We start from the raw sequence: 1440 nt of genomic DNA, 5'->3' as shown, positions 1-1440 counted from the left end.
GGGAGACGAACCAGGTCGGGCTGTCGAGCAGGAGCGCCCAGGCCACCGTCAGCACGATCGCCGAGGGCAGCCAGAGTCGTCGTCGGCCGCCCGCCTCGTACGCGGACCAAAAGAGCGCGAGCCCCCCTCCGGTGAGCGCGGCGATCGCCGGTGCGAGCACGGCCGTGTAGTAGGGGTGGTTGCCGTTGGAGACGCTGAACACCACGGCGTGGACGGCGAGCCAGCCGCCCCAGAGGAGGAACCCCGCACGCAGCGGGTCGGTCCGCGGCTCGCGGGAGCGCCAGAGGAGGGCCGTGACGACGGCGAGCACGGCGAGCGGCAGGAACCAGGCGATCTGCGGGCCGACGGTGTGGTTGACGAGCATCCCCCAGCCGGTGTTTCCGGTCGTACGGCTGGCGGCGGTGGCCGGGACGGCGCCGAACGCGGTGTCGTCGTCGCTGAAGCGGCTCAGGCCGTTGTAGCCGAAGACCAGGCTGAAGGGGTTGTTGTTCGACGTGGCGTCGACATACGGGCGGCTGTCCGCGGGCGTCGCCCACGCGATCAGCGCCCACGAGCAGGAGACGGCCAGCGTGACCGCACCGCTGAGCAGCAGGCGCCGAGCCCTCTGCAACGGCGCGTTGGGCACGGTGAGTTGATGGACCATGACGAAGACCGGCAGGACGAGCCAGGCCTGCAGCATCTTCGTCTGGAAAGCGAGCCCGACCCAGACGCCACACGTGATCAGCGGGAGCAGCCGCCCGGTCCGTACCGCCTTCTGCAGGGCTCCGGCGGCTGCCACCAGCAGCAGCGTGAGTGCGGTGTCCGGGATGGTGGCCCTGTTCAGTGCCGCGGTGACCGGAGTGAAGGTGAGCGTCAGCGTGGCGATCAGTGCGGCGAACGGCCCGGCCCAGGCCCGCACGATCCGGTGCAGCAGCCAGACGGTGAGCACGCCCTCGATCGCATGGGGCAGCGCGGCCGCCCACGTGTGCGGCCCGAAGATCCACACGGAGACGGCGTCGGGCCAGAAGGCGCCGGGCAGCTTGTCGAGGGTGATCGAACCGCTGGTGTCGAGACCGCCGAAGAAGAAGGCCCGCCAGCTGGTGGCCATCGACCGTATCGCCGCGCCGTAGTAGGGATGGATCGCGGCGTGCCCCATGCCCCAGGCGTACAGCAGTGCGGCGACGCCCAACACCGCGGCCAGCGCTGGACGTTCCCAGCGCGCCGGAGCCTGCGGCCGGTCGGCGCGACGGTGTGGTTCCCGGCGGAGGCCATGGGAGCCGGTGCTCTGGGCAGTGGGGATGACGGCCATGGCGAAGGTCCTTGAAAGCTGGGTTGAGGCGGAACACGCTCGGACTTCTGGTGGTGCCCGCCCGAGGCTCAGCGGACGCGATGTGCCAGTTTCGTGGCGTTGTTGAGCAGGTGCTCCAGCGGTCCGCGGCGGAAGAAGCGGGACCAGACCGC

The 1440-nt window shown here is 70.8% G+C and carries 1 protein-coding gene; it reads right to left on the bottom strand.

Going from position 1 to position 1440, the window contains the following annotated elements; genetic code table 11:
- A partial coding sequence (locus tag IE239_RS41375) for an ArnT family glycosyltransferase (RefSeq protein ID WP_190154593.1) occupies positions 1-1288 on the bottom strand: 1288 nt, incomplete at its 3' end.
- Between the last annotated feature and the right edge of the window lie 152 nt (positions 1289-1440).

This window comes from Streptomyces humidus (assembly GCF_014649655.1).
GTDB classification, from domain to species: domain Bacteria; phylum Actinomycetota; class Actinomycetes; order Streptomycetales; family Streptomycetaceae; genus Streptomyces; species Streptomyces humidus.
Note: the sequence above shows the minus strand (reverse complement) of the source record. Positions and strands in the feature narration are given on the sequence as shown.